Here is an 8761-nt window from a genome sequence, read left to right as displayed (position 1 = left end):
CCGACTCGTTCCTGAACTTCTTCCGTTCGAGCGCCGTGACGCTCAAGGTCGAAGGCCTGTACGTGAACCTCGACCGCGGCACCCGCAACCAGGGTGTCCTGCTCGTCAACGCCGCCAACCTGGCACCAGCCTACGTGACCCCGATCGGTCGCCGCGACGACGAGTTCGCCGTCGTCCGCGCCGGCCTGAACTACAAGTTCGGCTCGTACTAAGCGGCGCCGAAACCGCTTGACCTGAGCATCCCCAGCCCGATCAGACTGGCTGCTTGGTCGAGAAGCGTCCCGGGATCACATCCCGGGACGTCTTCATGTTTGCGACCCCGGTCAGGCCTGGACGGCGTGCTCCAGCTCGGCCTTCGACATCCGCGAGCGGCCGGGGACGTTCTGCGCCCTAGCATTGCGCATCAGCTCGGCCTTCGTCGTGCTTTCGTGTCCTGCCTCGCGCGCCGCCGCGGCCTTCTCGGCAGCCGCCTTGGGTTGCTTCGAGTACTGCTTGCCCTTGCGCGTGTCGGCGCGCTTCTTGGCGGTGCTGGCGGCGTATTCCGCATCGGTCAGGCTCTCGCGGGCCTTCTTGGGCAGGTAGCGCTCACCGGTCTCGCCGCTCTCGGCGCCGGACTTCGTGCCCCACTCCTCCTCGGTCCATTGCGTGAGGTGGTTGTCGGACGCCTTCTTGCCGGCGTAGCCGCCGCCTTCCTTCTTGTATTCCGCGGTCGCCATCTGGGCCTTGCGGGCCGACCATTGACCGGGCTTGCCGCCCTTGTCGGATTCGGTGACCGCGCGCTTGACCCTCTCCCACAGCTTCGGATCTGTCTTCTTGGCGGTTCCCGACATCGCTGCGCCTCGCGCCTGTAGATTTGGCCGTCAACACCACGGTCGTCGCGGTGTTCCTGCGCGCGCATCCGGCCCGCTGCGACCGAACGTCGGGCACGCCGCGCCGACATCCCGACGGCCCCGCGGTCGAGGGGGGCGGATACCGGAAGCGTCTTACGCGGTTGTCCCCGAAAGGGAGTCCCGCATGCCCGACGGACCGACGGCCAACACGCAAGACCTCGCCGAGACCGAATACGACGCCCACCGCCGGGCGCGGGCGGCCGCCGGGCATCAACCAGTCCCGCCGGGCGCCGACTCCGACCAGGCATCCCCGGACGAGGGCCCGAAGGCCGGATCGCCCGACGCGAAAGGATCCCAGCATGGCTGACGGGCCGGCCGACACGCAGGCGCAGCGGATGCCCCACGGCAAGCCCAACAGCGAGGGACTGGCCGACGCGCCGCTCGATACAGCCACCGGCACGGTCAAGCCCCAGGACGGCCCGATGGATCGGGCCGGTACCGAGGCGGAGGGGGCGGCCCGGGGCGGCACCAGCCTCGGAGCGGAGCGCGACAAGTCCGGCGGCCGGTAATCCGCTCCCGGACCTGCGGACCCATTCATGTTTCCGGGCTGTCAAAGCGGAGGTCAGCCGCTATTCAGGCCGCAGGACCAATCTCCCCTCGCCTTGCGCCGGGCGGTTCCGGTGCAGGTTTGCACGGAGGGTCTGATCATGATGCACGTGAAGATGCTCGCGGCGGTTGCAGCCGTCGCCGGCGGTCTCGGCTTGGCGTCGGCCGGCGCCGCGCCGCTGGCACCGACGGCCGCCGACGCCATCACCGGCACCGCGCCGATCGCCGCGATCGCCTACGGGTGCGGTCCCGGCTTCGCCCCCGGGCCCTACGGCCGCTGCCGCCCGATCTACCGCCGGCCGCGCTTCTACGGTCCCCGCTGCTTCTTCCGCCCGACGCCCTTCGGCCCGCGGAGGGTCTGCCGCTACTGAAGCTGCCGCGCGCCGGGGCTCAACGCCCCGGCCGCATCGGGACCGGGAACGGTTTCCGGCCGTCGAAAAAGCGCAGCGGCGCCGGCACCGAACCCCCGACCGCCTCGGCGGTTGGACTTAAGGTCAGGAGTTCGTGATGGCCCGGGATCAGAGCGGCAGCGCCCACCCCTCTCCGGAGGACCGGAATGCGAGCGCGCGCGCCGGCCGGAAGCGGCTCGGTGCGAACGGCCATCCGCAGGCGGCGCCGGACGAAGGCCGAGAGGCGCCCGCACGAAGCTCGGAACCCAAGACGCCGGAACCGGACCGTGCCGCGGTCGAGGGCGGCGCCGACGGGGCGTAGCACGCCGGCGCCGCGGCCGCGCGCCGCCCGGCAAGCACCTGCCGGCGGAGGCCGGTTCCCTGTCCGACCCTCCGGCCTCCCTCCATGTGGCCGCCGGAACGACATCGGTCCGGCGCGAGGCGAGGCATTGATACCCGCCCCCGGGGGGCCTTGGCCGGGATCCGGGCCGTAATCGCCGCTTGGCGCGTTTCTTCCATTCGGAGCTGGCGGGCCTCGATACGGGACGGTCCCGATCGCCGCATGGGAAGGCCGGCTCCGGCAGGCAGGCCGCGCACGACCGGGCAGCTGCGCCTATGACGCGAAGCTGGCTTTCAGAGAAAAGGTGCCGCGGGCCATGACGGGTCCCTGCGGCCGGGACAGGCAAACCGATGTTTCTGAGCGTGTTCGACGTGTTCAAGCCGGGCCTCGGCCCCTCGTCGTCCCACACGATGGGGCCGATGACGGCGGCCGCCGACTTCTTGGACCTCCTGCGCCGGCACGAGTCGGGCGCAGGGGCGGCCGCCCTCCGGGCGACGCTGCACGGCTCGCTGGCGTTCACGGGGCGGGGACACGCCACCGACCGCGCCGTAGCACTCGGTCTCCTCGGTTTCCGGCCGGCCGATATCCCCATGGACGAGGCCGAACGCGCGCTGGAGGCGCTGCGCGTCGAGAAGCGTCTCGCTCCGGCGGGCCTGCCGGTCCTGGCCTTCGATCCGGCGACCGCGATCGTGTTCGATTACGGGCCGCCGCTGCCCGGTCACGCGAACGGCCTGGTGATTACCGCCCTCGACGCGGCGGACGCGCCGCTCGTCTCCGAGACCTACTACTCGATCGGCGGCGGCTTCGTCGTCACCGCGGCCCAGCGCGCGGCCGAGGTGCCGCCGCCCACCGCGGCCGCGGATCTGCGGCTGTGGCCGTACCCGTTCGAGACCTCGGCCGCGATGCTGCGCATGGCCCGCGACAGCGGCCTGTCGGTGGCCGCGATGAAACGCGCGAACGAGGCCGTCGGCCGCCCCGACGCGGAGGTCGATGCCGGCCTCACCCGGATCTGGCAGGCCATGAATGCCTGCGTCGAGCGCGGCCTGGCCCGCGAGGGCGAATTGCCTGGCGGCCTGCGGGTCAAGCGCCGGGCCAAGCGGATCCGGGACCAGCTCAACCGCGAGCACGGCTCGAACACCGCCCAGCCGCACGTCATGGCGGATTGGCTGAGCGTCTACGCCATGGCGGTCAACGAGGAGAACGCGGCCGGCGGCCAGGTCGTGACCGCGCCGACCAACGGCGCCGCCGGCGTCGTCCCAGCGGTTATCCGGTACTACATCGACCATTGCATCGGCGCCGATCCGGGCCGAATCCCGGAATTCCTCCTGACAGCCGCCGCCATCGGCGGCCTGATCAAGCACAACGCTTCAATCTCCGGGGCGGAGGCCGGCTGCCAGGGGGAGGTCGGCTCGGCCAGCGCCATGGCGGCGGCCGGCCTCTGTGCCGTGCTCGGCGGGACGCCCGCCCAGGTCGAGAACGCCGCCGAGATCGCCCTGGAGCATCACTTGGGGATGACCTGCGATCCCGTCGCCGGCCTGGTGCAGGTGCCCTGCATCGAGCGCAACGGGATCGGCGCAACCAAGGCGGTGGCGGCGGCCTCGCTGGCTCTGCGCGGCGACGGCTCGCATTTCATGCCGCTGGACAATTGCATCGCGGCGATGCGGCAGACCGGCGAGGAGATGAGCGCGAAATACAAGGAGACGAGCCTGGCCGGGCTCGCGGTGAACCTACCGGAATGCTGACCGGGCCAATCCACCGGACCGGCGGCGCCCGCGTCAGGCGGGGCTCAGGATTTGAGATCGACGGTGACGCGGCCGGCGCTGCGCACCGGGCCGTCCCGGCCCTCGACCAGCGCGCGCAGATCCGCCTCGTCGAGGGGTTGCCCGTCCGGCCCGGTGATGCTGATGTTGTCGTGGCCGGCGGCCCGAAAATCGCCCAGCTTCTTGAGCGCCCATTCCGGCGTCGGGCAGTTGTATGTCGCGGTCCCGTGGGGCTTCCTCGCCCGCACGACGAAAGGCGGCGCGGCCGTCATTCGAGTTCGATGCCCGCCGCGCCGAGGATGACGCGCTGCTTCAGGATCGCGATGCGGTGGGTCCGGATCGTGTGCTCGATCTGGGTGACGCCCGGATCGTCATCGGTGGCGTTCAGCAGCACGAGCGCGTCCGACAACGCGGCGATCGCGAACTCGTCCAACAGGATGTTGAACGCGAGGCGTTCCCGCAGGGTCTCGCAGGTGCAGTCAGGCTGGTCTTTCCGCTGCGGCATGTTCAATAACGAGCGGGGCCGCCGTTGGTTCTCCGGCCGTCGCCCACACGCCGCCCGGCCGCCCCCTGACAAGGCAGGCGAGCGCAGGCATGCTGGCTGAACCCGCCGCAAAGCGGGCCGCCGGCATCGTCACCGAATCGGTGCGGCGCGCCTCAGATCAGGGATCGTGAGGCGCGCCGCCCGGATCATGTGTTCAGCGACGGCCGCCGTCGGCGCCCGGCTTCATGGCGCGCTCGATGGCCTCCATGGCGCTCTCGAACGCCTTCGCCTCGCTGCGGTGCGGACGATCGGATCGCTCGATCAGCTTGCCGCTCCGGCGGATGGCCCATTGGAAATGGCCCTCCGGCTTGGCGATGGGGGAGACCTCGATGGAGTAGGGGTGTGGTACGTCTGACATAAGTGCCCTATGCCAGCCTTGCCGCGCGGATGCCAGTCACCTGCGGGCATTCCGCGGCGCAATCTGTCATGGGCTGGGGGCAACGGACCGGTACGGCACCGCGGGCCCGGGCATCCGGGCGGGCGCGTCGGGCCGGGCACCGCCCCGGCGGCGGCCCTGTGGGATCCGTCTCGGTCGAGGCGGGCCACCGGGCGCCGTCCTGTGCTACACACCGTCGAAACCACGCCGGCGATCCGGCATCGAACACGTTCTTAAGGAGAGTTGCAGTGGCGCGTCCGGACCTTGGTACAAAGCGGATCTGCCCGACGACGGGGAAGAAGTTCTACGACCTCAACAAGGATCCCGTCGTCTCCCCCTACTCGGGCGAAGTCGTCCCGACCGCGGTCGCGACCTCGTTCGGCAGGGCGGCCCCTCCCGTCGTCGCCCGCAAGGAGGCGCCGGTCGAAGAGGAGGACGAGGCCGAGGGCCCCGAGCTCGTGTCCCTCGACGAGGTCGAGGCCGAAGAGGCCGACAAGGACACCGATACCGAGGGCGACGACGCCCTGGACATCGAGGACGACGGCGAGACGGTCGAGGACGACACCCTCGTGGTCGACGAGGACGACGACAACACCTCCGACCTCGTCGAGGTCAACGACGACGACGACGAGTAGGATCGTCCGATCGCGATGACGCCGTCGGGGGCGTCATCGCGATCGTGGGCCGCGCATGAACAGGGCCGACCGCACGGCCCTGCGGTGCGCCGGCCTCGATAACGACCGTCTTGGCCGGCGCGAAGGCGTGCGCCGCGACGGCCGCGGCCAGATCCAGGACGTGATCCGGCCCCAAGGCGTGCGTCCGCGTCGCGGGCTCCGCGAGATAGGCATCGACCGCACGGCCGACCGCCCCGGTCGCGATGCGCTCGTCGGTCACCAGGTCCCAGAGCGTTGCCGTGTCGGGCATCGGCAAGGTCCTGCACCGCAGGCGGTGATTTCAACAGTTTAGCAGCCCGGGCGGGCGTCCTCGCGGCACCCGCCCCCGACAGGATCGGCAGCGATGACAAACCCGGCCGCGGCACCCCGCGCTTGACCGTCCCAAACGCCGCAGGCGCGCTCGTTCCCGGCCGATCCTGCGGATCCTGCACGGCCTGCTGCCGCATCCTGGAGATCAAGGCGCTGGCCAAGCCGGCGGGAACCCTGTGCCGGCACAATTCCGGCCGGGATTGCGGGATCTACCCCGAGCGTCCCGAGGCCTGCGTGCAATGGCACTGCCTCTGGCGTCGGATCGGCGCCCTGCCGGACGCATTGAGGCCCGATCGGGCGGGCGTCGTCTTCGCGCTGGAGCGTCGCAGTCCCGGCTCATCCCCAGACGCCCCGGAGGCCGCCTGTATCGTGGGTCGTGCCCTGGACGGCGCGGACGCGTTCGAGCGCTGGGAGGCGGTCGAGGCCTTCGCGATGTTCGTTCGGGAGGGTTCGTTGCCGGTGTGGAAGACGCATGACCGGCACGCGACCTTGCTCTACCGGGGTCCGGCGGTCGCCCATTCGTCCGGGGACGAGGCGTGACACGCCCCCCCGCGCCCGGATCCGATCACCGGGCAGCGGGGGGTCGTGGATCTCACCGGCGCGAGCCGATACGCAACGCGGCTCGCAGGACCGGTGATAGCCGGCTCCGGTTAGCCAAAGCGCAAGCGGATGCGCGCGCCTCGGTCCCGGATTGGGAAAGCTCAGTCGGCCTTGAGGTTGGCCGCGCTCTCCTTGCCGCTGCGCCGATCGGCCTCGACGTCGTAGGAGATCTTCTGTCCCTCGATCAGGTTGCGCATCCCTGCGCGCTCGACAGCCGAGATGTGGACGAACACGTCCTTGCCGCCATCATCGGGCTGGATGAAGCCGTAGCCCTTGGTCTCGTTGAACCACTTCACGGTACCGGTAGCCATAGAGTTGTCCTAGTCGTCTCCGGCTCGCCAAAGCGACGTGCCGCAGGGGCCGAACGAGCCGGCTTGGCCGACTGTTCCCAAAGTTCCGCACGCGCGTGGCGGCCGAGCCATCGGAAACCGCCCGTCACGGCGGCGCCCGCCGTCGCAGCCGGCCGCTGCGCGAGGTGCGCGACAGGCCGTGCGGCGTCTTGTTCCAGCGCACCGGCGCGCGGACCAGCTCGATCAGGGCGAGCCACGCCGCCAGGCTGACGAGCAGGAAATAGACCGGCATCCAGGGGGCCGACTGCGCCAGGTCGCCCCAGCCGCGCCGGGCGCAGCCGATCAGGGTCGGCAGCACCATGGCGGCGAACCCCACACCGAACAGCGTCATGGCGACCCCGGCCACGAGGTTGTCCGGGAAGGACGGGGCGGCCGGAATCTCCGCGACCAAGTAACGCCAGGCGGCGTAGGCGAGGCAGACGGGGTAGGCGAGCGCCGAGGCCACCGTGCCGGGCACCAGCGCCGCCGCGCAGAGCGCCTCCAGGGTGCCGAGGCGGCAGGCGTTGGCCAGGGGGCGGCGGCCATGGGCGAGGCTGGTCTGCATCAGGCCCTTCAGCCAGCGGGTGCGCTGGGCCAGCCAGGGGCCCAGCCGGGCCGGCGCCTCCTCGATCGTGGCGCTCGGCAGGTCGCCGACCGCGTAGCCCGCCAGGGCGAGCCGCATCCCGAGATCGGCATCCTCGGTGACGTTCCAGGGGTCCCAGCCGTGCAGCGCCCGCAGCACCCGGGTGCGCAGGTGCATCGATGTGCCCCCGAGGGGGACCGGCACGTCGAGGCGCGCGAGCGCCGGGTTCAGCACGTCGAACAGGCCCGCGTATTCCAGCGCGAAGGCCCGGGCCAGACGGGAATCGCCGGCATTGTCGATCACGAGGCGGCCCTGCAGGCAGGCGGTCCTTTCGGGCAGGCGCGCGAACAGCGACGCGGCCAGCCGCAGCTGCCCGGGATCGGGCACGTCCTCGGCGTCGTAGACCGTGAGCAGGGCGCCGCGGGCGAGCGGCAGCGCGGCATTGAGCGCCCGCGGCTTGGTGCGGGGCGCCCCCGGCGGCACCGTGATCACCTCGAATCGGGCCGGCAGGGCGATCGGCGCCAGGGCGGCCGCGGTCTCGGCGTCGTCCGCCTCGATCAGCAGCTTGATGTCGAGCTTCGCCGGCGGATAGTCGAGGGCAGCGAGTCCCCGGATCAGGTCGGGCACCACCGCCGCCTCGCGGTGGAGGGCGACGAGCACCGTGTAGACCGGCAGGTGGGCGTCGGCGAGCAGCTCGACGGCCTCGGCCGCCACCGGCGCCGCGATGATCGGCGCGGCGAGCCGGACCGTCGTCATGGCCAGGAACAGGGCCTGCCCGGTCAGGGTCACGGCACGGGCGAGGGGCGCCGGCAACACCGCGAACAGGCAGAGCCCCGCGATCAGCACGAGGACGAGGAGCAGCAGCCACCGGCTCGCCGGCTCGGAGGGCACGGACCGTTCGGGCGCGTGCCGCCGCAGATCCTGCGCGGCGTGATCCGCAACCGCCCCCGGGATCGCGGCGAACACCGCCTCGCGCAGATGCGTCGGGCTGGTGATCGCCGGCATCGCGGCGCGGCGCGGCCCGTTGAGCAGTTCGGCGATCAGCCGGCCACGGGGCGCCAGCACGCAGGCGGCGCCAGATCCGAGGGCGAGGGGCGCGAGCCCGGCGACCAGGCTGTCGGGGAAGCGTAGACCCAGGCCGAACGGGATCGGACCGCCGAGGAACGGGGCGCCGAGGCGTCGGGCCAGGGCGCGGTAATAGGCCGTCTCCTCCATCAGCCCGGCATTCAGCAGCGCGGTCGCCGCATCGGTCCCGGCGGCGGCGGCGTCCCGGGCCGCCCGGGTCAGGAGGTGGGCGTCGATCCCTTCGGCAAGCAGGAACGCGATCTCCGGCGGAAGGGACATCCTCGGGGCGATCGCGGCCGTGGGCAGGCGCTGCACCGACATGCCGACGCTCCCCCGGCAGCCCCAGGACGTGGTAG

General features: G+C 71.7%; 14 protein-coding genes and 1 pseudogene. 8 read left to right on the top strand and 7 right to left on the bottom strand.

Translation table 11 applies throughout. The features are described from left to right. Positions 1-212, top strand: a pseudogene (locus tag FV233_RS17205) (porin family protein); the annotation flags it as partial. Positions 213-323: 111 nt separating this feature from the next. On the opposite strand, the gene FV233_RS17200 reads toward FV233_RS17205, so the two are convergent. Further along, positions 324-830, bottom strand: a complete 507-nt coding sequence (locus tag FV233_RS17200) for a hypothetical protein (RefSeq protein ID WP_147853655.1) — start codon at positions 828-830, stop codon at positions 324-326. A 184-nt stretch (positions 831-1014) separates the two neighbouring features. On the opposite strand from FV233_RS17200, the gene FV233_RS17195 reads away from it, so the two are divergent. The 5 genes from FV233_RS17195 to FV233_RS17175 all read left to right on the top strand — a co-directional run bounded on the left by FV233_RS17195 (position 1015) and on the right by FV233_RS17175 (position 3907). Next, positions 1015-1197, top strand: coding sequence for a hypothetical protein (locus FV233_RS17195; RefSeq protein ID WP_147853654.1), 183 nt, complete (start codon positions 1015-1017; stop codon positions 1195-1197). Continuing rightward, positions 1190-1399, top strand: a complete 210-nt coding sequence (locus tag FV233_RS17190; RefSeq protein WP_147898175.1) for a hypothetical protein — start codon at positions 1190-1192, stop codon at positions 1397-1399. The genes FV233_RS17195 and FV233_RS17190 overlap by 8 nt, the downstream gene beginning before the upstream one ends. A 138-nt stretch (positions 1400-1537) precedes the next feature. Beyond that, on the top strand, positions 1538-1807 hold the full coding sequence (locus FV233_RS17185; RefSeq protein ID WP_147898174.1) for a hypothetical protein: 270 nt from the start codon (positions 1538-1540) through the stop codon (positions 1805-1807). Positions 1808-1943: 136 nt separating this feature from the next. After that, positions 1944-2147, top strand: a complete 204-nt coding sequence (locus FV233_RS17180; RefSeq protein WP_147898173.1) for a hypothetical protein — start codon at positions 1944-1946, stop codon at positions 2145-2147. A 368-nt stretch (positions 2148-2515) separates the two neighbouring features. After that, complete coding sequence (locus FV233_RS17175) at positions 2516-3907, top strand: L-serine ammonia-lyase (RefSeq protein WP_147898172.1); 1392 nt, start codon at positions 2516-2518, stop codon at positions 3905-3907. 44 nt (positions 3908-3951) lie between these two features. On the opposite strand, the gene FV233_RS17170 is transcribed toward FV233_RS17175, so the two are convergent. The 3 genes from FV233_RS17170 to FV233_RS17160 all read right to left on the bottom strand — a co-directional run bounded on the left by FV233_RS17170 (position 3952) and on the right by FV233_RS17160 (position 4827). After that, positions 3952-4197, bottom strand: coding sequence for a hypothetical protein (locus FV233_RS17170; RefSeq protein ID WP_147857154.1), 246 nt, complete (start codon positions 4195-4197; stop codon positions 3952-3954). Further along, on the bottom strand, positions 4194-4430 hold the full coding sequence (locus FV233_RS17165; RefSeq protein ID WP_147857153.1) for a hypothetical protein: 237 nt from the start codon (positions 4428-4430) through the stop codon (positions 4194-4196). Before FV233_RS17165 ends, FV233_RS17170 begins: the two co-directional genes overlap by 4 nt. Before the next feature lie 193 nt (positions 4431-4623). Then, entirely contained in the window at positions 4624-4827 is a 204-nt protein-coding gene (locus tag FV233_RS17160; RefSeq protein ID WP_058192874.1) for a hypothetical protein, read from the bottom strand. Positions 4828-5093: 266 nt separating this feature from the next. Between FV233_RS17160 and FV233_RS17155 the strand changes: the two genes are divergently transcribed. Further along, positions 5094-5480, top strand: coding sequence for a TIGR02300 family protein (locus FV233_RS17155; protein WP_147854610.1), 387 nt, complete (start codon positions 5094-5096; stop codon positions 5478-5480). Here the strand turns inward: FV233_RS17155 and FV233_RS17150 are convergent. Further along, entirely contained in the window at positions 5458-5769 is a 312-nt protein-coding gene (locus FV233_RS17150) for a hypothetical protein (RefSeq protein ID WP_147854609.1), read from the bottom strand. The genes FV233_RS17155 and FV233_RS17150 overlap by 23 nt on opposite strands. 122 nt (positions 5770-5891) lie before the next feature. Here FV233_RS17150 and FV233_RS17145 point away from each other — a divergent pair, with 122 nt between their 5' ends. Further along, positions 5892-6368, top strand: a complete 477-nt coding sequence (locus FV233_RS17145; protein WP_238259751.1) for a hypothetical protein — start codon at positions 5892-5894, stop codon at positions 6366-6368. 161 nt (positions 6369-6529) lie between these two features. Here the strand turns inward: FV233_RS17145 and FV233_RS17140 are convergent, their stop codons facing one another. Then, positions 6530-6739, bottom strand: a complete 210-nt coding sequence (locus FV233_RS17140; RefSeq protein ID WP_007563113.1) for a cold-shock protein — start codon at positions 6737-6739, stop codon at positions 6530-6532. 124 nt (positions 6740-6863) lie between these two features. Next, complete coding sequence (locus FV233_RS17135) at positions 6864-8726, bottom strand: glycosyltransferase family 2 protein (RefSeq protein WP_147898171.1); 1863 nt, start codon at positions 8724-8726, stop codon at positions 6864-6866. Positions 8727-8761: the final 35 nt, after the last annotated feature.

The organism is Methylobacterium sp. WL7 (genome assembly GCF_008040085.1).
Taxonomy (GTDB): domain Bacteria; phylum Pseudomonadota; class Alphaproteobacteria; order Rhizobiales; family Beijerinckiaceae; genus Methylobacterium; species Methylobacterium mesophilicum.
The sequence above is the reverse complement of the archived record's forward strand: the minus strand, read 5'-3'. Positions and strand labels throughout refer to the sequence as shown.